This is a genomic window from Flavobacterium hercynium (assembly GCF_002217285.1).
Taxonomy (GTDB): domain Bacteria; phylum Bacteroidota; class Bacteroidia; order Flavobacteriales; family Flavobacteriaceae; genus Flavobacterium; species Flavobacterium hercynium.
The window spans coordinates 112,248-135,966 of record NZ_MUGW01000029.1 but is presented as its reverse complement, the minus strand read 5'-3'; the positions used below and the strand labels follow the sequence as shown (position 1 = coordinate 135,966).

At 35.6% G+C, this 23,719-nt stretch carries 16 protein-coding genes; 12 read left to right on the top strand and 4 right to left on the bottom strand.

Annotated elements, in window-relative coordinates; genetic code table 11:
- Positions 1-7: 7 nt before the first annotated feature.
- Genes B0A66_RS14735 through B0A66_RS14725 form a run of 3 tightly spaced genes read right to left on the bottom strand, consistent with a single transcriptional unit; the run spans position 8 to position 10,113 of the window.
- Positions 8-799 (bottom strand): 4'-phosphopantetheinyl transferase family protein, encoded by a 792-nt coding sequence (locus tag B0A66_RS14735; protein ID WP_165766623.1) that lies wholly within the window; start codon positions 797-799, stop codon positions 8-10.
- A complete protein-coding gene (locus B0A66_RS14730; protein ID WP_089050611.1) occupies positions 786-4,793 on the bottom strand; it encodes a non-ribosomal peptide synthetase in 4,008 nt (1,335 codons plus the stop codon). The genes B0A66_RS14735 and B0A66_RS14730 overlap by 14 nt, the downstream gene beginning before the upstream one ends.
- A gap of 55 nt (positions 4,794-4,848) precedes the next feature.
- Positions 4,849-10,113, bottom strand: a complete 5,265-nt coding sequence (locus B0A66_RS14725) for a polyketide synthase (RefSeq protein ID WP_165766622.1) — start codon at positions 10,111-10,113, stop codon at positions 4,849-4,851.
- 774 nt (positions 10,114-10,887) lie between these two features.
- Between B0A66_RS14725 and B0A66_RS14720 the strand changes: the two genes are divergently transcribed.
- The 5 genes from B0A66_RS14720 (at position 10,888) to B0A66_RS14700 (ending at position 15,165) form a co-directional block, all read left to right on the top strand.
- Positions 10,888-11,304 carry a T9SS type A sorting domain-containing protein gene (locus tag B0A66_RS14720; RefSeq protein ID WP_089050609.1) on the top strand — a complete coding sequence of 139 codons (417 nt, stop codon included), beginning with the start codon at positions 10,888-10,890 and terminating at the stop codon, positions 11,302-11,304.
- A 3-nt stretch (positions 11,305-11,307) separates the two neighbouring features.
- On the top strand, positions 11,308-12,045 hold the full coding sequence (locus tag B0A66_RS14715; protein WP_089050608.1) for a hypothetical protein: 738 nt from the start codon (positions 11,308-11,310) through the stop codon (positions 12,043-12,045).
- Complete coding sequence (locus B0A66_RS14710) at positions 12,042-14,231, top strand: hypothetical protein (RefSeq protein WP_089050607.1); 2,190 nt, start codon at positions 12,042-12,044, stop codon at positions 14,229-14,231. Before B0A66_RS14715 ends, B0A66_RS14710 begins: the two co-directional genes overlap by 4 nt.
- A 433-nt stretch (positions 14,232-14,664) precedes the next feature.
- On the top strand, positions 14,665-14,910 hold the full coding sequence (locus B0A66_RS14705; protein WP_089050606.1) for a helix-turn-helix domain-containing protein: 246 nt from the start codon (positions 14,665-14,667) through the stop codon (positions 14,908-14,910).
- A gap of 51 nt (positions 14,911-14,961) precedes the next feature.
- Positions 14,962-15,165, top strand: coding sequence for a helix-turn-helix domain-containing protein (locus B0A66_RS14700; RefSeq protein ID WP_089050605.1), 204 nt, complete (start codon positions 14,962-14,964; stop codon positions 15,163-15,165).
- 80 nt (positions 15,166-15,245) lie between these two features.
- Here the strand turns inward: B0A66_RS14700 and B0A66_RS14695 are convergent, their stop codons facing one another.
- A complete protein-coding gene (locus tag B0A66_RS14695; RefSeq protein ID WP_089050604.1) occupies positions 15,246-15,713 on the bottom strand; it encodes a UpxY family transcription antiterminator in 468 nt (155 codons plus the stop codon).
- Positions 15,714-16,312: 599 nt separating this feature from the next.
- On the opposite strand from B0A66_RS14695, the gene B0A66_RS14690 reads away from it, so the two are divergent.
- The 7 genes from B0A66_RS14690 to B0A66_RS14660 all read left to right on the top strand — a co-directional run bounded on the left by B0A66_RS14690 (position 16,313) and on the right by B0A66_RS14660 (position 23,675).
- Complete coding sequence (locus B0A66_RS14690) at positions 16,313-16,747, top strand: adenylyltransferase/cytidyltransferase family protein (protein WP_089050640.1); 435 nt, start codon at positions 16,313-16,315, stop codon at positions 16,745-16,747.
- Positions 16,737-17,741 carry a mannose-1-phosphate guanylyltransferase gene (locus tag B0A66_RS14685; RefSeq protein WP_089050603.1) on the top strand — a complete coding sequence of 335 codons (1,005 nt, stop codon included), beginning with the start codon at positions 16,737-16,739 and terminating at the stop codon, positions 17,739-17,741. Before B0A66_RS14690 ends, B0A66_RS14685 begins: the two co-directional genes overlap by 11 nt.
- Positions 17,742-17,772: 31 nt before the next feature.
- On the top strand, positions 17,773-18,729 hold the full coding sequence (locus B0A66_RS14680) for a GDP-L-fucose synthase family protein (RefSeq protein WP_089050602.1): 957 nt from the start codon (positions 17,773-17,775) through the stop codon (positions 18,727-18,729).
- Positions 18,730-18,833: 104 nt separating this feature from the next.
- Positions 18,834-19,958: a GDP-mannose 4,6-dehydratase gene (gene gmd, locus B0A66_RS14675; RefSeq protein ID WP_089050601.1), complete on the top strand. Its 1,125-nt coding sequence runs from the start codon at positions 18,834-18,836 to the stop codon at positions 19,956-19,958.
- Positions 19,959-20,009: 51 nt separating this feature from the next.
- Complete coding sequence (locus B0A66_RS14670) at positions 20,010-21,422, top strand: UDP-glucose 6-dehydrogenase (RefSeq protein WP_089050600.1); 1,413 nt, start codon at positions 20,010-20,012, stop codon at positions 21,420-21,422.
- A gap of 50 nt (positions 21,423-21,472) precedes the next feature.
- Positions 21,473-22,792 (top strand): MATE family efflux transporter, encoded by a 1,320-nt coding sequence (locus tag B0A66_RS14665; protein WP_123868246.1) that lies wholly within the window; start codon positions 21,473-21,475, stop codon positions 22,790-22,792.
- A gap of 34 nt (positions 22,793-22,826) precedes the next feature.
- Positions 22,827-23,675 (top strand): glycosyltransferase family 32 protein, encoded by an 849-nt coding sequence (locus B0A66_RS14660; RefSeq protein WP_089050598.1) that lies wholly within the window; start codon positions 22,827-22,829, stop codon positions 23,673-23,675.
- Positions 23,676-23,719 lie beyond the last annotated feature (44 nt).

Sequence of the window (23,719 nt, the reverse complement as noted above, 5' to 3'; positions counted from 1 at the left end):
TTTAGGTCTACACTTTTTTGGGAATTATTTTCAGTAAATCTTTCATATTATTAGGGATAATATGCAATTCGAGGTTAGTAGCATTTGAGGGTAAACCCTCAAATGCTATGGCGCCTAAATAGTGCTCATCAAGATCAAAACTGCGTACCTGCCAGTTTTGAGTATTTTTTATAAGTTTAAAATCTACAGTATGCTGTCCATCTGTACAGGGAATACATTTAAAATCCTTGTCAATACCTTTTCCTAGTGCCTTAACAAAGGCTTCTTTGCGTGTCCATAAAGTATAAAAAGCGTTTTTTTTATCTGTGGCATTTTGAATGATTAACCTTTGATCGTCTTCAAATACATCTGGAAGAAGGTCGCTGAATTTAAAATCTTCAGAAAGATGTTCGATATCAATACCCACTTTTTTGCGTGATATGGCAATAGCAGCAAAGTTTTCAGAATGTGAAATATTGAAATGCAGCCAGGGATGCGAAACTAAATAAGGTTTTTTATTGAAGTCATAATCAAGAAGGATATTTTTTACCTTTAATTTTGTGTAAGCTCCTAAAATAACTTTTAAAACAGATCGGTGTATAATGAACCTGTTTCTGTCTATTTCTTTGTAAAAACGTTTTACTTTTTTTATTTCAATAGAATTAAGAAATAGGTACAAATCAGATTTTAAGTCCATAAAATGGGGAATGTATACACTATAAATGATAATGTCATTAGTATTTAATACATATTCGTTACCAGCAAATTGTGAAATCCTCTTGATATTGGAAAAAGAAATAAAGAGTTTAGATATTTTCATGTTTTTCATCTAGGATATCTTGAATTAATCGCGCTAATATCTTGTCATTTGGCGGTGCCACAATGTCGAGATGAGTACCGGAAATATTATGAATAGTCACACCCTTTAGTGTGGCTTTTTTCCAACCTAAATGAGTGGGATCTAATTTATAGTTAATGTCATCTCTGGATCGAAATAAATCTAATTGGAAGTTTTGCGGTTTAAGGTGATAGCGGTCAACAATTTTTCTGACCAGAGCATCAGCTTCTACAAATTGCTTTAATACCAATGCTTCTTCCTCAGTTATAGTATTGTTTTTAGCAAAATACCTTTTCAAGATATATTCTTTTTTACCATTAATACGCATTTTAAAAGCTTTCCAGCTCAATAACATTTCTTTCAGAAAATCGAGTCTTCTATGTGTGATATCAAAATATCTTACTAATTGTTTTCGTCTGTAAGTACCATAATAATAAGAAGAATCAACATAGGAATCCAGTAAGGCTGTTAGACTTACGATTTTTCCCTGTTCTCTTAGCTGACGTGTCATTTCAAAGGCAACAATACCTCCAAAAGAAAAGCCGGCCAAAGCATAGGGGCCTTTTGGATTTACTTTTACGATTGCTTCAATATAATAAGCTGCCATCGCTTCTATTGACTCGTACCAGCCATCAAAACCTTTTGGCTTTATACCCTGAATACCATAAATAGGCTGATCAGTATCAAAGTGTTTACTCAAATTCATAAAATTTAATACATTGAGTCCCGCACCGTGTACGATAAAGAGCGGTACTTTGTTTCCAATAGGCTTTATGGGAACTAAACAATCTGAAAAAATTTCAGTTCCTGTGTTTAATAGTTTAGCAAATTTCTCTACCGTTGAGTATTTAAACAAGGTAGAAAGCGGAATTCGTTTGCCGGTATGTTTTTCTATTTCAATCATGACTTTTACGCCCTTGATAGAATGTCCGCCCATTTCGAAGAAATTACTAAAAATATCAATGTTTTCAATATTTAAACATTCTTTCCAGATAGCAGCTACTATATTTTCTTCTTCTGTTCGTGGGGCTGTATATTCGAGCTTTTCATTGATTGTATATTCAGATAATGCTTTACGGTCTATTTTGCCGTTTAGAGTTGTGGGGATTTTACTTATTACATTAAAATCATGCGGAATTAGTTGTACAGGTAATTTGAGTCCCAGATTTTCGCGCCACTGCGGTATCAGATCTTCTGCATCTTCGAGACTACAATCGGGTACAATATGCGCGACAAGAAAATTCGTATTGGCAAGTACAACAGCGTATTTTATGCCGTCAAGCATCAGCAATGCCTGTTCAACTTCACCGGGTTCAATGCGGTGACCTCTAATTTTAACCTGTTGATCCAAACGCCCCAGACATTCTATTTCATTGGTTTTAAGAAGTCTGCCTAAATCGCCTGTGCGGTAAAGAATATCTTTTTTAGCAGTAGAAAATCTATTTATAATGAATTTTTCAGCGGTAAGTTCGGGTCTGTTCCAGTAACCTTTTGCAACACCATTACCGCCAATTACGATTTCGCCAACCCTTCCCGGAGCTATAAGTTGTCCTTCTTCATCAATGATATAAAATTGAGTATTGGCAATTGGCTTACCAATAGTTATCAGTGAATCGTTAGCTTTTATTTGTTTTACAGACGACCAAATCGTAGTTTCAGTTGGGCCATATAGATTCCAAACACTAGAACATTTACTTATGAGTTCTCTGGCAAGATCTTCCGGCAATGCTTCGCCACCACATAATGCTTTTAGCGGTAATTTTTCTGACCAGCCGGAATCTAATAACATTGACCAGGTCGTTGGAGTAGCCTGCAGGAAATTGATATTTTCTTTTTTCAGCAATTCCAGCAATAGGCGTCCGTCTCTGGCGGTTTCCTCATCAGCTATTATTAATGTTGCTCCTTTAATAAGTGGTAAATACAATTCCAGACCTGCAATATCAAAAGAAATCGTAGTGATCGAAAGCACCCTGTCGGTTTTAGCAATGCCGGGTTTTAAAGCCATACTTAAAAGTAAGTTGACCAGATTTTTATGTGTAATAGGAACTCCTTTTGGATTACCCGTTGATCCTGATGTGTAGAGCACATACGCTACATTATCAGCGCTTGGAATATAAGGAAGCGGTAATGTAGAATATTGGTTTAAAGAATCGACAGCATCTTCAATAAAAATAGTATTTGTCCACGAGGGTAAAAATGCAAATAAAGTTTTACTGGTTAGTAGTGCTTTTGCACCGGAATCAGTAAGCATAAATTCTAAGCGTTCTTTTGGATACTCAGGATCTAACGGAATGTAAGCAGCACCGCATTGCATAATCGCCAACAAGGTATAGAGCAACTCCGGACTGCGGGACAAAGAAACAGCTATAAAATCACCGGATTGAATTCCTTGCGCTTTTAAATAATGAGCCAATTGGTTCACTTTTTCGTCTAATTCTATATAAGTAATTTTTAAATCATAAAATTCTAAGGCTATAGTTAGAGGTGTAGATTCTGCTTGTTTTCTGAATAATTTGTTTAAAGTCGCATTAGGAAACGCCATTTCGGTATTGTTGAGCGTGTGGTAATCTGCTAAATAGTTTCCTCCAAGTAAATCGGATAACGGCTTATTGACATTGGTAATGAGTTGATGCATTATTTCTTCCAGCGAAAGCATCATTTGTTTGATCGTTTCCGGCTTGAATAAAGTCGTGTTATAAGTCCATTGAAAGACTGGTCCGTTTTTGGATCTAAACAGATGTAGTTGAATTTCAAAAGTTCCGTATTGTCTTGGGTTAATTTTTAATTCATGAGAAAGACCTGTAAATGAAAACTCATTTTCGATAGTGCGATTCAAATCGACGGTTAATATAATAGGAACCAGAGGAATTCTCGAAGGATCTCTGACAACTGCAAAATGCTTCAGAAGATGACCAAAGCTAACGTGCTGATGTTCGTATGCATCCAGTAATTCAGAATTTCGTTGTTCTAAATAGGCAACAAAGTTAATTTTAGGATTAATTTTACTGCGAAGCGGAAGCAGGTTGGCACAGTCGCCAATCAGTTGCCGCATGTTGTACAACGTATTTCCGGAAGAAGGAAATCCTACAACCAAGTCGTTTTGATCCGTAAGTTTGCATAAAAAAACTTCAAAAACAGCCAGCAGCGTTGTCACCAAACTACAATTGGCACTTAGTCCAATTTTCCGGAGCGCATTTATAAGTTCATTGTCTACCGGAAAATCAAGACGATCACTTTTGTAGGTTCGTAAAGAGGGTCTATTGTAATCTAATGGTAATTCAATTACTGGAGCAGATTCTTTATAAAGATTCAGCCAGAAATCCTGTAAACTCTTGTATGCTGTACTTTCCATAAATGAATTTGTTTTTTGGGCAAATTCACTGAAACGTTCGGGAGCGGGTAGTTCCGGCTCAATCTCTTCAATATAAGCCGAATAAAGTACACCAAGTTCTTCTAATAAAATATCAAAACTCAGTCCGTCACCAATAATATGATGCATCGTTAGGGTTACCATATATTCAAAATCATCAATTTTAATGACATTTACCCTAAATAAAGGTCCATTGATAAGATCAAAAAGGGTATTTACTTCTTCTTTAATCCGGGTTTGTAAAGCGACTTCTTTTTTAATAGTAGAGTGTTTAGAAACATCATTATGCGTAATTTCGAAATCAATAGTATCAAAAATGATCATAAAGTGCCCGTCCGGACTCAAAACGGCCCTCAAACTTTCGTGACGCTCTATTACCGTTTTTACAGCCTGTTCGAATACATCGATGAGTAAATTACCCTGAAATCGAAGTGAAACGGATAAGTTATAGGCTTTACTGGCATCACTGCTTCCAAAAGCACAATCGCTCCATATTTCCTGTTGCGAATTTGTTGTACAGATTACCCGCTCGATTTCAGGTAAAAACGGATTGAATTCAATTTTACTGTCAGTTTGTATTTCAGGTTGATTCTTCACTACTATCATAATGTTAATTTTTAAATGAAATTGTAACGTTTTAAAGTATTGTTTTTAGTAGGTGTTAATCAGGTTTACTTAATTCCAGTAATTTGATCTTTGCAAATTTTCCTTTTTGGGCAACATCTTCAATAAACCAGGCCGGATTTCCGTTTTCATCACGCCCTAATTTGCTGTTTTTTACAAGAGGTTCATTGGCCATTGCCATATATTTATTGAGCACTTTAATGTTCTTTGCTGGTTCCGGAACAGCGACTTGTAAAGGATCGACAGCTGCTTCTGATTTGGTTGATATTTTTGTGTCAATTGTATTTTCAGTATCGAATGGAATTGAAGGTAAAAGCGCTGTTTTTGAGCTTACTGTAAAAGGATTTCGATTTCTGGAAGTTTGTGAATAATGTTGCAATTGTTCTACTTTTTCTACCAAAAGCTGCATTTGCTTTACAATAGTATCCAATGTAGTTTGACTTTCATTTGATGATAATTGAATATTCTTTAAAGTCTCAAAAGGAGGTGTTTGTTCTGCAAGTATTTCAGTTTCAGGAATAGCAGTAGAATGTTCTTCAGGAAGATGAAATTCTATATATTCAGCTAGAAGCAATGGTGTTTTACAGCCTTCGTTGAGCTGTCTGAACGTAATGGGTAAATCAAATTCTACTTTGAGTTTTCCTGATAATTGCGTTAGCGATAAGGAATCTAAACCTAGTTCTAAGAATGTATACGAAGCTGCATCAGCTTCATAAATTATTCCAGAGGCGTTTTTGATAATCTCTGAAATTTTAAAAAGTGTTGCGTCTTTTTTAGAATCTTTTGCAGCAATATCAGGAGCAGTTTCATTTAAAATTAAAGGTACATCTGAAACTGCAGTTTTTTGGGTAAAGGTTGTTTCAAAACTATTTAAAGGCTCAATCCAACAAGGTTTACGATCAAAGATATAACCCGGCAGATCGATTTTTTGTCTGTTTTGCTGGTCATAAAAAACTTTCCAATCAAGATTGATACCTCTAAGCCATAATTCGCCTAAGCTATTTAGTAATGTGGTATATTCATTTTCCCGTTCTTCTTTAGAAAAAGTGATACTGGGAAAAGCTGATATAATTTTACCTGCAGCTTGTTGGCGTGCCAATGTAGTCAGCGTAGTACCCGGCCCGACTTCCAGCAGAACAGCATCATCCAATTCAAATGCTGTGTCCATTGCATCAGCAAAGCGTACTGTGTTTTTTAAATGATTTACCCAATACATTGGATTAGTAGCTTCTGTGTCTGTAATCCATTTTCCGGTTACGGTTGAAATAATAGGCAATCGGGGAATGTTTAGTTTAATTTTTTCTAATTCATTTTTGAAAGAATCTAAAATAGGATCCATCATAAAAGAATGAAAAGCATGACTGGTGAGCAATATTTTATTTGGGATTTCCTGGGCATCGAGTTTGTGAATAAAAGCATCGATATCTTCTTTTATGCCTGAAACAACACAAAACTGATTTGAATTTATGGCAGCCACAGAAAGTGTGTCCGGAAGTAATTCATAGAGTTTTGCTTCAGGTACTCGTACGGCAAGCATAGATCCGCCGGGCAGTTCGCTTATCAATTGTCCTCTCACAGTAACAATATGTAAGGCATCTTCCAGATTTATAATTCCGGCTAAGTGTGCGGCTGTAAATTCACCAATGCTATGACCGCAAAGAAAAGTTGGTTTTATTCCCCAGCTCATCCATAATTGCGACAAAGCATATTCTGTAACAAACAGAGCAGGTTGTGTAAAACGAGTATTTTTAAGGCGTTCTTCGGCATTAACCGAATTATTTTCAGGATATAGTATCTGACGAATGTCTAATTTTAAATTGTCCAGTAATAATTCAGCACATTCATTTACTGCATCACGGTAAACTTTTTCGTTATCGTAGAGTGTTTTACCCATTTGCAAATATTGGGCTCCCTGACCGGGAAATAGAAATCCTATTTCGCTGGATTCACGCCTTAGCAGGGCAGATTTGCTACTTTTTCCATTTAGAGCAATTAATTTTTCAGCCGCTTCGGCTGTAGATTTTGCGGTTAAAAAACTTCTGTGATTAAAATCGTCTCTCGTAATATGCAGCGAATAGGCTATATCCGCTAATGAAGTACCTTTTGAAGTATCTATAAAATTACCCAATGCTTTTTCATAGCCCAATACACTATTTTGACTTTTCGCAGACCATATCAATAATTGAAGCGGTCTTTCTTTAGAAACGGGCTGAGATTCCATTTCATATTCTTCGACAATAACATGAACATTGGTACTGCCAATACCAAAAGAACTCACACCGGCTCTTCGCACGGTATCTGTATCCCAGTCAATTAATTTGTTGTTGATGTAAAATGGGCTATTTTCAAAATCTATAGTTGGATTTGGAGTGTTGAAATTTACCATTGGCGGAATTTGTTTATGGCGCATAGACAATACGGTTTTAATTAAACCTGCAACACCTGCCGCAGCTGTTGTATGTCCCATATTGCTTTTTATTGATCCCAAGGCACAATAATTGTTTTTTTCCTGTTTGCCGTACGCCATTTTGAGTCCTTCTATTTCTATGGGATCACCAATGGGTGTTGCGGTACCATGCGCTTCCAGATAACTAATTGTCGAAGGATGAATTTGAGCATCATTAAAAGCGTTACTTATTGCACCCGCCTGACCTTTGGCACTTGGCGCCATAAAACTGCCTTTTTCTCCGCCGTCATTGTTAACACCAACTCCCTTGATTACACCATATATGATATCACCGTTTTTTTGAGCTTCTTCCAGTTTTTTCAGCAAAACGACACCGGCACCGTCACTAAAAACGGTTCCTTGTCCGGAAGCTTCAAAAGAACGGGTCGATCCGTCCGGACTTTTGATAAATCCTTCATCGTACAGATGACCACTGTTTATGGGTGCTGTAACACTAGATCCTCCCGCAAGCGCTACGTCGCACATACCGGTTCTTATTGCTTTTACAGCTTCTGCAACTGCTAATAATGAAGTAGAGCAGGCGGAATGCACACTAACAGAAGGTCCTTTTAAATTTAAGTGATACGAGGTGCGGGGAGCAATAAAATCTTTACCATTTACAGTATAAATTTGCAGTTCACCTACAGCGCTTTTTAGTTCTTTGTTGTTGAATATATTATTTTCATAATACGTATTGATTTCACTACCGGAATATACGCCAATACTGCTGTTGTAGTGTTTAGGCAGATGTCCTGATTGCTCTAAAGCTTCAAATGAAATTTCTAAAAATATCCGGATTTGAGGATCCATTGCGGCCGCAAGCTGTGGATTTAATCCGAAGAAATTGGCATCGAATGTTTTGGCAGAACTTAAAACTCCTCTTGCACCTATATATAGCGGATCTTTGCGCAGGCTTTCGGGTAAACTGCCGTCTAATTCCTCTTTGGAAAAATGAGAGATAGTTTCTTTTCCTTCTTTTAGATTTTCCCATAGTTCTTCCAGCGAATCAGCACCGGGAAATCTTCCTGCCATACCAATTATCGCGATGTCTCCAGCTGTTGTTTGTTCCTTTTTTGTTTTAAATTCAAACAAATCCTCCTTGTTTTCTTTCTCTCCTAAAAGAGAGGCAAGTTCACGAATGGTAGGGTAAATATAAATTTTTGATACCGGTAATGTCAGCAATAAACGTTTTCCGATTAATGAACTTACTTTTTGCGCAAGAATAGAGCTTCCTCCCATATCAAAAAAATTATCATCGGTACCAATACTTGTTATTTGTAAAGTTTCACTCCAGATTTTTGCAATATCTTTTTCTAATGGCGTATTAGGTTTTCTAAAAAGTGGTGCAGAAATGGGTCTGTTATATTCTGGAGTTGGTAAGTTTTTTTTATCAATTTTTCCGTTTGGAGTAATCGGAAAGGTATCGATCCAAATGTATTTAAAGGGTAATAGTATTTCCGGTAAAATTTTAGAAAGAGCATTCCTAAGCAATTTTTCATCTTGAAACTGATCGCCGGATTGTATATAAGCCACAAGTTTGTCTTCATTTCCAAAATAATGACTAACGATTACAGAAGCTCTTTTTACGTTGGGAAGACTATTTAAGGCAGTTTCTATTTCACCCAATTCGATGCGGTGTCCTCTGATTTTTACCTGATCGTCTATGCGGCCTAAACACTGAAAGTCGCCATTTGGTAATACTTTGCCCAAGTCACCGGTGCGATAAAAAATCTCTTGTGATGTTGTCGAAAAGGAATCTGAAATAAATTTTTCAGCAGTAAGTTCCGGACGTTTCCAATACCCCTGAGCAACGCCATCGCCACCTATTACGATCTCACCAATGGTGCCGGGTGCAACAATTTGTCTCTGATCATCTAGTATATAAATTGACGTATTGGCAATAGGTTTTCCAATGGTGATTATGGCATCAGTAGCCTGAATTTGTTTTATAGCAGACCAAATCGTAGTTTCTGTAGGACCATACATATTCCAGAGTGTATCACATCTTGACAGAAGCTGTTGCGCAAGGTTCAAAGACAAAGGTTCGCCGCCACAAAGTGCTTTTAGAGACAGAGGGTTTTCCCAGCCGGAATCGAGTAATACTTGCCATGTAGTTGGTGTCGCTTGTAGTATAGTGATTTCTTTTTGTTGTAAAAGCTGAAGCAAAAGCTGACCATCACGTGTAGTTTCATAATCAGCAAAAACCACCGTGGCACCATTAAGTAGTGGTAAAAATAATTCTAAACCTGCAATATCAAAGGAAATGGTAGTAATAGACAATAATCTATCTTCTGCGGTGATACCTGGAATGATAGCCATGCTATACAGAAAGTTTATTAAATTTTTATGGGTAATCGTTACGCCCTTTGGATTTCCCGTAGAGCCGGATGTATACATTATATATGCGACTGCTTCGTGAGCAACAGAAACAGAAAGTGGTGTCGTAGAAAATTCCTCCATTGAAGTTATTACTTCTTCAATCAATAACGTATTAGAATGATGAGGTAGTGAAGCGGCAAAGGATTGTGTAGTCAGTAAAAAACTAGCTTCCGAATCGGCAAGCATAAAGGCTAAACGTGCTGCAGGAAATTGAGGATCTAACGGTAAATAAGCAGCACCACATTCTAAAATGGCAAGAAGGGCTGCAATTAACGCAGGACTTCGATCCATAGACACCGCAACAATTTGCCCGGGAGACACACCTTGAGCTAAAAAATAATGGGCCATTTGATGGGTCATTTTTGCCAATGCTGCATAAGTGAGCTGTTCTTCTTTAAATTCAACTGCTATTGAATTAGGATAGATTTCAGCCTGACTTGCAAAAAGCTCTTGTAGTGTACTTTTAGGATATGTCATTTTGGTGCAATTTATTTTGTTGACTATAGTGTTTTGGTTAGCTCTTTTCATTTAATTCTAATAAATTGAAGTGGAACAAAATGATATCATTATTGTTAAGCAGTCAAAAAGAGGAAGTAGCATATGCCATTGCTTAACAATTAAATATCTCAGAATGTAAATATCTTACCAATTTATCTTTCTGTTTTTTGTTTTTAAAGCCAATATTTCCTTTTTAAGACCAATTTCACCGTGAAAAGGATAATAGGTGAAAAAGAGCTCATAAATCATGTTTTTTGGATGTAAATAATTGATAATTAACTTATTAAATGTTAATTAAGTAGCAGATACTTTATTGTTGTACCGTATAATTATGAAATAAAATAAAATCCGGACTTATAGTGACAATTTAGTAAAACGCATCCTCCAATATATGGTAAGGAGTAAATAAGCGTTGTAATGTAGTATAATCTTCTTTATACGGAAAATACAAAATGTTTCATTTTTGCTATTTCATGACTTAAAAATTTGTCATTCTGATGCAGGAATAAAGGACAAAATAATCAGAAAATCTTATTTTTTATATAGGTAAATAGCTGTTAATGAGTTCGTTTTTGTGTCGTTTATCGGAAATAAAAGTACTTTTATCGGCTTTTATATCCTAATTAAATATTTTCGCGGTGTAAAAAAATAACCCCTAAAACTGTGAAGTATATCAATTTAAAAACAATTAACCTACTCATTATCACGCTCTTGTTTTTCTCTTTTAAAGGAATATGCCAAAATGCAGATAATATGACAAGTTTAGTAGCATCTGGCAGCACTGCAAGTGGAACTTCCGGATCTGTTACCTACACAATTGGACAGGTATTCTACACCTACATCGGAGAATCAGTCTACAATGTTGCTCAGGGAATACAGCATCAGCAAACGGAAAAAACTTTAGGAATGCCGGAAACATCTAGAGCAGAACTTTTTATTTTTCCAAATCCAACAACAGATTATGTTAATCTAAGCCTGAATGGGCTTGAGTTAGATTATGGAAAAAAGCACTACAAGCTTTATGACATGCAGGGAAGGCTGCTAAAGCAAAACACAATTACTGAATCTGAAACTCCAATTAGTTTAAGTACTCTTGGCTCCGCTATTTATATACTTACTGTATATATTGATGATCAGGTTTTGAAAACATTTAAAATACTAAAACGTTAAAACATGAAAATTGCGCTTACTATCCTATTATTATTCGTTACTGTTACTCTAAAGGTTTTTGCACAAGCACCGGAAAAAATGAGTTATCAGGCAATCATTAGAGCACAAGACAACAGTCTTGTGCTTAATTCTCAAATAAGTCTTAAAGTTATTATACACCAAGGCAGTTCATCAGGTACGAATGTTTATCAGGAAACGCACTCGGGTACTACAAATAACAACGGTCTTATTTCCCTTGAAATTGGAAAAGGAACTATTATTACAGGTGATTTTAGTAAAATTGCCTGGGAAAGAGGACCTTATTTTATAGAAACACAAGTCGATATAACGGGCGGATCCAATTATAACATTATAGGAATAACACAACTTTTGAGCGTTCCTTATGCATTACATGCAAAAACGGCCGAAAGATTAGTGGGTTCAGCAACTACAAATGTCAAAGCATTAATTGTATCCTTTAACACCAGCCGAAATATAATGGTTTCCGATGTCAACAATACAATCGAGTGTACCGCATCAGCAACATTAAATTTAACCGCTGATTTTAGGAATATGCAAGTAGGTGAAACACTTAATTTAGAAGCACATAACGGTGCAATTTTAACTGTAAGTGCAGCTTCTGGCGTACAACTTAATTATAATGATGCCGGTAGTGCCCACTTTAGCAGTGAAACTGGAGACGTACGATTTGGGTTTTTGAGAAAAACAGGTTTAAATTCATATATCATATCAGGACAATGAGAAGTCTAATTTATTTTTTACTATTTTCAACAGTAGCTTTTTCTCAAAACTACCAATATTCACTTGATGTAGCGGCAGGTAAACCTTCAGGAGCAAAAATAGCTGCAGGAGGTGTGAATAACCAATTGGAAGAGATTGAGTATTTTAAAGCCTACTTATTGCCTATTGCCCAAAAAGCCACTATTCAGGCTGCTATAAATAAATATGGTAGTGTACGATTGGAAAAAGGAGACTATACAGGTGTTGATATTGTTATGAAAAGCAATCAGCGACTTTATGGATATCCCTCTTTGACCAAAGTATCGAACATTACAATCGCAGCAGGAAGCAGCGGAGTTGTTTTAGAAAATCTACTGCCCCAAGATAAAACGATAACACTTCAGGCTGGAGGAGTAATTTCGAACTGTACCATAAAATCGATTAAATGGGCGACTTTGATGGCGACCAATGCAACGTTTGAGAACAATACGTTTATAAATTATGGAGGACGTATCATAATAGACTGCAGCAAGTCCGGTTATTTTAGAAACAATAAATTCATTAAGCATCAGTCAGGAGGTGTAACGACGGTACTGACGATGAAAGGAAATTCAACAACTCCAAGTTATGGTAATGTGCATTTGCATACCAATTTTCTAACACCGCACGGTGATACAAGCGATCTTAACAACTTAGCATCTGTAAATTTTGTTGGTATTGATGCAGAAGGCTGGAATCTTAAAGGAACAGGAACCAAGGCTATGTTTAAAACTACCAATATGGGAAATATCAAGATTACAGATTTTGGAGGTGGAAATTCTTATTCAGCAGTAAAAACGGGTGCTTATGACATAGATGCAGCCAATGTATCGATACTGAATAAAAAACTGTATACCGGGTCTGATGTAATAGCTACAAGAACCAACGTAATTATGGTAGCTGCTTTGGGCGGTTACAAGAGAACAAGCGGAACAGTTACAGGATTTGATTTGTGGGGAAATTTAGACAAAACGAATTCAGTAAAGTATAATAGTGCCGAACAAAGCGCTGCTATGTCTAGTACAACAACAGCTTCAAAACTAAGTTCTGCTATTTTAGGTACTAAATACAAGCCGTGGAGCAGACCATCGTGGGAAACATTGCCAGATCCAATGGGTGCAAACTGGAAAACAGACAGAGTGGGTAAACCGGATAGTACTACCTATATTCAGAATTTAATTAATAAGTCCGGTATTGCAGAACTTCCGGAAGGTATTTTTTATATTAATTCTACTTTAAAAATTCCTCTCGACAGTAAACATGGAATTGTTGGAAAAGGTACAGGTAAAACTGTTATTGTAGGTCTTAAAGACAACTTTCCATTGATAACGCTTACCGGTGGTCAGGATGCTAATTTTGTATTAGCACACTTAACACTGCAAGGAGGAAGTAAAGGAATTTATTCTTCGCAAAACTTCGGAACACAACACATGGCGTATGTGTGGTTAAAGTATGTTGTGTTTAGAGATCAGTCAAATGGTATCCATTTAGATAAAATGAAAGGATTTGATAATAATTTCCTGGACAATATTTCATTTGTAAACTGCAGTAAAGGATTTTTTCAGGAGCCGCTTGTGGGTGGTGTTTCTGATAATTCCAGCTTTGTCGACAAAACAATGTTTTACAGAAGTCAGTTTATAAATTGCAATACGGGTGTTTCTATGCTGGCAACACGACCGGATAACTTAGATGCCTGGGTAGATTGTAAATTTAGCGGAGGACAAACTGCCCTTCATCTCGCTGAAAATAATTATCCGATAGCGGCTAATTGTGATTTTACAGGTTTTACAGGAAAGCACATTATAATCAGTGGTGATATTTCTTTATATAGTAGTAATTTATACAATAATAGTGTTACAGTCTCCACGATTAAGGCAACTAAGTCTTATATTGAAGGTTCTACCTTTTCGGATGCAAGTTCATTATTTTCATCTGTAAAGTACAATACTGTAAATGCTTATATTTTAAATTCTACCGTAACAGGAAACATGACCACTCTGAAAACAGATATAGATTATAATAGTAAATACTCCGGAGTATTTATGAATAATACGTTTAAAGCAAATTCCTCGCTTAGTAAACAATTAGTAAATATAAAAGAGGGTACAGCAACTGTAATTATAAATACAGATTCTAATCCTTATCCTCAGCTTTTGGTAACGCAATAAGCGAAATAATTCAATACATAATCCTTAAGATTTCTAATTGTTCCTAAAGAATAAATTAGTGATTTTAAGGATTTTTTTTGTAGGGTGTATTTTGTCTGACCGTCTCACGTTAACCCTACAAATAATTTTAGATTATTCCTTATTCAGGAGAATAAAATTATACAGATTAATCCACTTTTTTTATTCTTACAAACAGTAATTTGCCATTAGATGTACTTAATCGGTTTTAAAAACACGTTAAACCGATTTGTTGCAAAAAAATAAATTTATTAACTACATTTAAATAAAAATCAAAAAGAATCATAATAAAAATAATATTTATTTTAACAGATGTTAAAAATTAACATTAAAGTATAGAATAAAAGAGCTCAGGTAGTTAATAAATATTTTGGTCATAGGAGTTTAAAATAAGAATTAGTAATATTTTGGTTTTATGAAATATAGCGTATACGAAAATATTAGAAAGATAAGAGAATTGAAAAATTTAACCAGAGAATATGTGGCAGCCGAATTAAAAATGAGTACCAGCGGTTATGGCAAAATTGAAAGAGGAGATGTCGATTTAACAGTTTCTAAATTGATTGAAATTTCAAAGGTTTTACAAGTGTCAATTGAATTTATATTTAAATTTAATGTGGCACTTTTTTTTAATGAGACAAAAGAGAAAATGAAGGAATAGCATAATACAATAAGCTTTAAATTAATTAAAATTATAATTAGAAATACGGCTATGGAAAAGTTCTACTTAAAAATAAAAGAGTACCGATTGCAAAACAATCAAAGTCCTGAATATGTTGCCATTCAAATGGAAATTAGTATAAAAAACTATGAAAAAATTGAAAAAGGAATGGTCGACCTTAAATTATCAAAATTAGACAGACTCGTCAAGATTATAGGAATAAAAGAAAGCCAGGTTTTCCACTTAGAAAATTGAAATTACAGATCATAATTCCGGGACTTTCTTCATAAAAAAGTTAAGATCTGTAAATTTTTAAAACATATTTATTTTGTTTTTTATTTATGTTTTATTTTTAAAACATACCCTAATGACTCCAGAATCAAAACATAATGCGTTTTTGTAATGTCTTTAACTACAGCGGTGTGATCACAAAACGGACCGGAATTCAAATGTATCTTATCTCCAATCTGGTACTGCATCACCATTATTTCCTGAGCAGTGTCTCCGTTATTTAGCCATTCTTTAATAGTCTCAATTTCATGATCTTTTACGATAGCGTGTTTTCCTAACCAAAATAGGTAGCGCAAAACTCCCGGAGACTGAAATACCATATTTCTATCCTTTTCCAGTAATTGCACAAATATATAATGATTGAACAATGGAACTTCGACCTTTATTTTTCGATCCGATCTTTGTTGAATTTTTTTAATCAGCGGACAATAACAATTTATATTGAACTTTGTTAATTGCGCTGCGGCTCTTTTTTCCCATTTGGATTTCGTGTATACTACATACCATTTCATAGTGTTTCTTTTTTTTAAAATTAAAATGCGTTGTGATGTTTTTTAGTAGGATTTACTTTTTCTTTATTCAATCCTGTGGAAAGTTTTTTAAAGGAGAAATAGCTGCATTTTAATTTTCTGTCAAAAAGAAATGTTTCGTCAATTTAGATAAGAGATCGTGTTTTCAACATTTTTTCTACAGTTTCAGCGGTATTTTTATGCTAAAAACATATTGTCAATGTAATTTGTAATTCACTAAAATTTTATTGTTTTTTATGTTAAATTCTCCTTATTTAGGATATTTAGCAACGAAAATGTAGTATTTACTCTATTGTTTCGCTATAATTTTAACATAAATTAACGTTGTTGCTATAACCACAAAATTGATTCTGATTTTTTGCAGTTTGTTTTAGATTTTGAAATCATTTTCTCTTGAGTAAGAACAATAACCTTCATTCTTTTTTACCCTTTATTTTTTCCTTTAAGAATAGTTAAAATGCAACTATTGATGGGGAACCCGTTTTCGATTTTCAAAAAAACATTGAAACCAGACAAAATGGTTAACAATGTTTTTATCGATACCATTCATAACAAACTTATTAACCCAAAACAGTAATCACATGAAAATTGGAATAACCTTTAGTGCTTTTGATTTGTTACATGCAGGGCACGTAAAAATGCTTGAAGATGCAAAATTGCATTGTGACTATCTAATAGTTGGTCTTCAGACTGATCCTACTCTGGATCGCCCAACAAAAAATAAACCAACCCAAACTGTTGTCGAACGCTACATACAATTAAAAGCGTGCAGGTTTGTAGATGAAATTGTTCCTTATGCCACAGAACAGGATTTAGAAGATATCCTCAAAGCCTTTACTATTGATGTGCGCATTGTTGGCAAAGAATACAAAGAGCGCGATTTTACAGGCAGAACCTATTGTGAGGAAAAAGAAATCGAATTGTACTATAATATAAGAGACCATCGATTTTCGAGCACCAATTTGCGTCATGAAGTATATCAGAAAGAAATTTTAACACAAAGTAATGGCAATTAGTATCTCTGTTACTCATGTCGTTTTAACTGGAGGAATTGGCAGCAGATTGTGGCCCCTTTCCAGAAAAACATTCCCTAAACAATATCTCGAACTTTTTGACGGACATTCTCTTTTTGAAAAAACAATTACACGCAGTGAAAATGTTTGTAATAAAACAATCGTGGTGGGGAATATTGAAAATTATAAAATGAGTAATGCCATTATGGCCAAAATCAAAAGACCTTTTACTCATATTGTCGAAGCGGTTCCCCGTAATACAGCTGCAGCAATTGCCTTTGCAGCTTTTGCATCGAAACCGGAAGATATTTTACTTATTACACCTTCCGACCATATTATAGAAGGTAATAATTTGTACAATACTGCTTTACAGAAAGCCATTGTATTGGCTAATCAGGATTATCTGGTGACTTTTGGTATAAAACCCACGAAACCCGAAACAGGCTATGGTTATATTGAATTCGAAAATGAAAATGTAATTGCATTTCACGAAAAACCGGATTTCGATACAGCAGCGTCTTATCTTGACAAGGGAAATTACTTTTGGAATAGCGGACTTTTTTGTTTTAAAGCCAGTACGTTTTTGGCAGAACTCGAAAAACAGGAACCAGCCGTTTATCTGGCTTCAAAAATAGCTTGGGAAGCAAATCATAATGGTTTTCTGGATTATGAATTGTCACTCAACATTCCTTCCATAAGTATCGATTATGCCGTAATGGAACGAAGCAGCAGTATCAAAGTAATTCCTGCGCATTTTGAATGGTCAGATCTGGGTTCATTTGAATCCGTTTATGATTATTTAGTTCAAAAAGGCCATCCGATCGATGTTAATAGAAATATTGTCATCGGCACTTCACTGCACACCACTTTTATAGGCGTTAAAAATTGTATTTTGATATATACTTCCGATGCTTTAATGGTGCTGCAAAAAGAAAATTCACAAGAGGTAAAACAAATTTACCAGCAATTAGAAGCAATTGCTTCTCCCTTATTATAATAGATTTTTAATTTTTTTAAAAACTCCAGCCATGATCGATAAAAATGCTGCAATATATATTGCCGGACACAAAGGAATGGTCGGAAGTGCCATTTGGAGAACCTTATATGCGAAAGGTTACCATAATCTCATAGGAGCTTCAAGCAACGAACTGGATTTAAGAGAACAAGAGGAAGTACATGATTTTCTTCGAAAAGTAAAACCCGATATTATTATAGATGCTGCTGCAAAAGTGGGCGGGATTTTGGCTAATAATGATTTTCCTTATCAGTTTTTGATGGAGAATATGCAGATTCAAAACAACTTGATTAGCGAAGCGCATAAGTTAGGAGTGAAAAAGTTTATCTTTTTAGGTAGCTCGTGTATTTACCCAAAATTAGCGTTACAGCCTCTAAAAGAAGAATATTTACTAACAGCTTCCTTAGAAAGTACAAATGAGTGGTATGCTCTGGCTAAAATTACAGGAGTAAAATTATGTCAGGCGATACGCAAGCAATACAAAAAAGATTTTGTGAGTTTGATGCCTACCAATTTGTATGGTACTCATGATAATTTTGACTTAAGCAGTTCTCATGTTTTGCCGGCTATGATTCGTAAATTTCATGAAGCCAAAGAAAATAACAATGCATCCGTTATACTTTGGGGAACAGGTAAACCCATGCGTGAATTTCTATTTGTAGATGATATGGCAGAAGCAGTAGTTTTTGCTTTAGAAAATCAGCTTCCGGGGCATTTGTATAATGTGGGTACCGGAGAAGATTTAAGCGTAAAAGAGCTGGCCGTTACCATTCAAAAAATTGTTGGACATACCGGACAGATTATTTGGGACGACAGCAAACCGGACGGAACACCACGAAAATTACTAGATGTTGCCAAAATGCACAACATTGGATGGAGGCACCAAATTGATCTAGAAAAGGGAATCCAAAAAACCTACAATTGGTTTTTAGAGAATATTGAAAATCTAAAAGAAAAGGTTTATCAATAACACTTCATTTACCACTATCTAACCTTCCTTTAAAAACTTATCGTTACAAATTTATAAACCTTGCGACTTTGCAACACAATGCCTTTGTGCCTTATACGAACATTATGAATCCAATACAAAAAACTGCTTTTATTACGGGTGTTACAGGACAAGACGGCGCCTACTTAAGCGAATTTTTACTTGAAAAAGGCTATATAGTACACGGATTAAAAAGACGTACTTCTTTATTCAATACAGATCGAATAGATCATTTATACCAGGATCCTTATGTAAAAAACAGAAATTTCATTTTGCATTATGGTGATATGACGGACAGTACAAATCTGACCCGATTGATTCAGGAAATTCAGCCTGATGAAATTTATAATCTGGCTGCTATGAGTCACGTAGCTGTTTCGTTTGAAACTCCTGAGTATACAGGAAATGCAGATGGATTAGGAACTTTGAGACTTTTGGATGCAGTTCGTTTGCTGGGATTAGAAAAAAAGACCCGAATTTATCAGGCATCGACCTCAGAGCTTTATGGCAAAGTACAGCAAGTTCCTCAAACCGAAACAACACCATTTTATCCGCGTTCGCCTTATGCAGTGGCCAAAATGTATGCGTACTGGATTACCGTAAACTATAGAGAAGCGTATGGAATGTATGCCTGCAACGGTATCTTGTTTAACCATGAATCACCCATTCGGGGAGAAACTTTTGTAACCCGCAAAATTACCAGAGCCGCTTCGAGAATAGCTTTGGGACTACAGGACAAATTATACTTAGGAAATCTGGATGCTAAACGCGATTGGGGACACGCCAAAGATTATGTACGAATGATGTGGATGATTTTACAGGCGGAAGAAGCTGAAGACTGGGTCATTGCTACCGGAGTTACAACTCCCGTTCGTGAATTTGTGCGCATGAGTTTTGCCGAAGTAGGTATTGAAGTAGAATTTAAAGGTATAGGCGTTGCCGAAAAAGGCTTTGTAAAATATTGCAGCAATCCTGATTATCAGCTTGAAATTGGTAAAGAAGTGCTGGCTGTAGATCCGCAATATTTTAGACCTACAGAAGTAGATTTATTAATTGGTGATGCTACAAAAGCCCGAACTAAGCTGGGATGGGAGTGTCAATATGATTTGCCCGCCTTGGTAAAAGAAATGATGCAATCTGATTTAATAGTCATGAGAAAAGAGCAGCATCTTAAAGAGTCCGGTTATACTGTTCTGAATTATTTTGAATAACCCGCGAAGCGAAGTAGTGAACCCATTTTTTTGCATTAAAAATAATTTTAAATGAAAATAAAAAATATCTGTTGTCTTGGTGCCGGCTATGTGGGCGGGCCAACCATGTCTGTTATTGCATTAAAATGTCCTGAAATTAAAGTGACTGTGGTAGATTTAAATAAAGAGCGAATTTTAGCATGGAATGACGAAGATCTGGATAAACTGCCTATTTATGAACCCGGACTTGCCGATGTAGTTCGGGAAGCAAGAGGTCGAAATTTGTTTTTTTCAACAGAAGTAGAATTGGCAATCGAAGCTGCAGATATGATTTTTATATCGGTAAACACGCCAACCAAAACCTATGGTGAAGGTAAAGGAATGGCGGCGGATCTAAAATTTGTCGAGTTATGCGCCAGACAAATAGCGAGAATTGCAAAAAACGATAAAATTATAGTCGAAAAATCAACGTTGCCGGTGCGAACAGCTGAAACGCTGCAGACCATTTTAGATCATACCGGCAACGGTGTAAAATTTGAAGTACTTTCTAATCCCGAGTTTTTGGCAGAAGGAACCGCAATCAATGATTTATTTTATGCGGATAGGGTTTTAATTGGAGGAAAACAGACAGAAAGTGGTCAAAGAGCTATTCAGTCTCTCGTCGATATTTATGCACATTGGTTGTCACCGGAACAAATTTTAACTACGAATGTCTGGTCATCAGAATTATCAAAATTAACTGCCAATGCATTCTTAGCACAACGAATTTCTTCAATTAATGCCTTATCTGCTTTATGCGAAGTCACAGAAGCCGATGTTGATGAGGTTGCCAACGCAATAGGAACGGATAGTAGAATTGGTTCTAAATTCCTTAAAGCTTCGGTAGGTTTTGGAGGTTCTTGTTTTCAGAAAGATATTTTAAACCTGGTGTATTTGTGCCGTTACTTTAATCTGCCGGAAGTGGCGAATTACTGGGAGCAGATTATTATTCTGAATGATTACCAAAAGTATCGTTTTGCAAAAAAAATTATAACCTCGCTTTTTAATACGGTAAGCGGAAAAAAGATCACTTTTTTAGGCTGGGCTTTCAAAAAAAACACCAATGATACGCGTGAGTCGGCTGCCATTTATGTCGCAGAACATTTAATAGAAGATGGAGCAGAAATTCATGTATACGACCCAAAAGTTTCTGAAACAAAAATTAAAGCAGATATGCGCTATTTATGGGAGTTAAAAGGTGTTACAGATCAAAAAATTGAACAAAAATTACAACAGATTTTTGTTTACCAAACTGCAATCGAAGCTTTAGATCTTACTCATGCCGTAGCGGTATTGACAGAATGGGATGAGTTTAAAACGTATGACTGGGAAAGCATTTACAGCAACATGTACAAACCTGCTTTTGTATTTGACGGACGTAATATTCTGGATGTGAAAAAATTAACGACAATTGGTTTTCAGATTAAGGGAATTGGAAAAGGGTAAACTTATCCATTACATAAAAAACGATTGTTAAACTATTTTATTTCCATTCCTTGAAAAACATCTTGATCAAATTCAGACAACATTCTAAATATAATACCGTCATTAGCTGGGGGAAACTACTCTCGATTACCGGAAGCACTCAAATTATAATACAGGCTTTAGGATTTGCTTCGGGTATTTTAATAATCCGTTTGCTGACTGTTCAGGAATATGCTTATTATACTTTAGCGAACACCATGTTGGGAATGATGGCAGTACTTGCTGACGGTGGAATCGTTCCGGGAGTAATGGCGCAGGGAGGAAAAGTGTGGCGCAGTAAAAAAGAAATGGGAGTTGTTTTAGCCACTGGTTTAGATTTAAGAAGAAAATTTGCAATGGCAAGTCTCTTTGTATCAGTACCTATTTTGTTTTATCTTTTGCTTCACAATAATGCCAGCTGGATGATGGCGCTGCTCATTGCAATAGCACTGATTCCTGCCTTTTATGCAACCTTGTCTGATTCCTTATTAGAAATTATTCCAAAACTAAACCAGACCATTGTACCCTTACAGCGCAATCAGATAGAAGTAGGAGTGGTGCGGTTGTTTCTTTCAGGTATCAGCATGTTTGTTTTTCCCTGGGCTTTTGTAGCCGTGCTGGCCGCAGGAATCCCGCGCATTTGGGGAAATATTGGTTTGCGAAAAATAGTTCATACTATGGCAGAAAAGGAACAAGAACCCGATAAAGAAGCCCGAAAAGAAATGTTGAGTTTAGTAAAACGTATTTTGCCAACCTCTATTTATTATTGTTTTTCGGGTCAAATTACGATTTGGCTGGTCTCTATTTTTGGCAATACAAGTTCTCTGGCGCAATTAGGTGCTTTAAGCAGAGTTAGCGTGATGTTATCTATTTTTAATGTGCTAATTGCAACCTTAATTATTCCGCGTTTTGCAAAGTTAGAACCAAATAAATACTTGCTTTTTAATCGTTTCCTGCAAATTATGGGGCTTTTGCTAGTACTGACAGTCGGTATTGTTCTAACAGTGTATTTATTTCCTACTCCAATTCTATGGTTACTGGGAGATTCTTATAAAGATTTACATTTTGAATTGTTACTAAGTATTATTAGCAATTGCATTGTATTGCTGGGCGGAGTAGTTTTTAACCTATATAGTGCAAGAGGCTGGGCAATGTCCCCTGTATTGGCAATCTTACTGAATTTTGTATCAATCATCGTTTTTTCTTCACTATTAGATTTAAGCAGTTTAAAAGGTGTTTTGTTCCTCAATATAGCTTTAGCAATAGTTTCATTAGTACAAACAGTTTTGTTTTTTACCTACAATATTGTCCTTTTAAAAAAGGGAGAACATCAACAGTCAAAGTTTTTATGAAAAATAGCTTTTTTAAACGAATAAAATAAAAATTATGATTCCAAAGACAATACACATTTGTTGGTTTAGTGGAGAAGAATACACTCCATTTATAAAAGAGTGTATGGCTACCTGGAAAATTTATCTGCCCGAATTCAAGATTCGAATATGGAACAAGGATAGTTTTGATTTTGATTCCGTTCCTTTTGTAAAAGAGGCCATTGCGGCCAAAAAATGGGCTTTCGCTGCAGATTACATTCGATTATATGCCATATACACAGAAGGAGGACTGTACTTAGATTCAGATGTTAAGATTCTGAGACCTTTTAAAGAATCGTGGTTTGCTTATGATTTTTTTAGCGCTCATGAAATACATCCCGGATTGTTTGAAGAAGCCGGAGGAATGCAACAGTTAAATGCTTCCTTTTTGCCCAAAATAGCGGGGGCGCCAATAGCGGGTTTTGCGGTGCAGGGAGCCATATTTGCCGCTGTACCCAACCATCCGTATATAAAAGAATGTTTAGAACAGTACAATAATTTAGAATTATTTGGAGCTGATAAAACGATGGATCTCAAAAAGGTTATAATAGGATATGTTATAACTCCAATTGCCGAAAAATACGGCTATACTTATCAGGATAAAGAACAGATTCTGAGCGAAAATATGCTAATTCTTTCTTCGCATATATTGGTTGGAAATTCAATTTATTTAAATAAAGAATCCTACGCCATTCATTTAATAAACGGAAGCTGGAGAGGTAAAAAAGGAATTGAAAAGTTTATGCATTTAATTCGAAATCAGTATCCTAAAATATTTCCGGTGGTCAATTTTATTGGCAAAGGTTTCAACAAAACGTACCGTATTTCAAAATATCTGAAAAAAAATATCTTAAGACAAAATTAAAAAAGTAATCAGGATATTTTTTGGCAATCAAATCATGAATATTG